General features: G+C 54.9%; 1 protein-coding gene. It reads left to right on the top strand.

The genetic code is table 11. The annotated features are described in order from the left end of the window. A complete protein-coding gene (locus GCE9029_RS25300) occupies window positions 1–519 on the top strand; it encodes an Hcp family type VI secretion system effector (protein ID WP_062667983.1) in 519 nt (172 codons plus the stop codon). Window positions 520–641 lie beyond the last annotated feature (122 nt).

Genomic DNA, 641 nt, shown 5'->3' with positions numbered 1-641 from the left:
ATGCCAACTCCTTGTTATATCGCCATCGAAGGCAAAACCCAGGGCAACATCACTGCCGGTGCCTTCACCGCTGACTCTGTCGGTAACATCTACGTGGAAGGCCACGAAGACGAGATGCTGGTTCAAGCCTTTGACCACATCGTGACTGTACCGACTGACCCACAAAGCGGTCAGCCGTCAGGCCAGCGTGTTCACAAGCCGTTCAAGTTCACCGTGGCGCTGAACAAAGCCGTACCTCTGATGTACAACGCACTGGCGTCCGGCGAGATGCTGCCGAAGATTGAGCTCAAGTGGTACCGCACTTCTGTTGAAGGTAAGCAGGAGCACTTCTTTTCCACCATTCTGACTGACGGCACCATCATCGATATCGATTGCAACATGCCTCACTGTCAGGACGCACAGAAGAAAGAGTTCACTCAGCTGGTGACTGTCTCTGTGGCCTACCGCAAGATTGACTGGGAACACACGGTAGCAGGCACTTCCGGTGCGGATGACTGGCGTGCGCCTATCGAAGCCTAAGGCTTCCTGGCAGAAGGCGTGTTTCTTTGTGAAGCAGGCCTTTCTGACCCCACCCGCCCTCGCGGCGGGTTTTGTCGTCAGACAGTGACGTCTGATGAAGCTTCTGAAGTCTCTCAGAAGCA

Source organism: Grimontia celer (assembly GCF_900055185.1).
Taxonomy (GTDB): domain Bacteria; phylum Pseudomonadota; class Gammaproteobacteria; order Enterobacterales; family Vibrionaceae; genus Enterovibrio; species Enterovibrio celer.
Note: the sequence above shows the minus strand (reverse complement) of the source record. Positions and strands in the feature narration are given on the sequence as shown.

What these genes read in the sequence shown, in the direction of transcription:
- GCE9029_RS25300 (WP_062667983.1), top strand. Translation starts at nt 1, where the DNA reads ATGCCAACTCCTTGTTATATCGCCATCGAAGGCAAAACCCAGGGCAAC.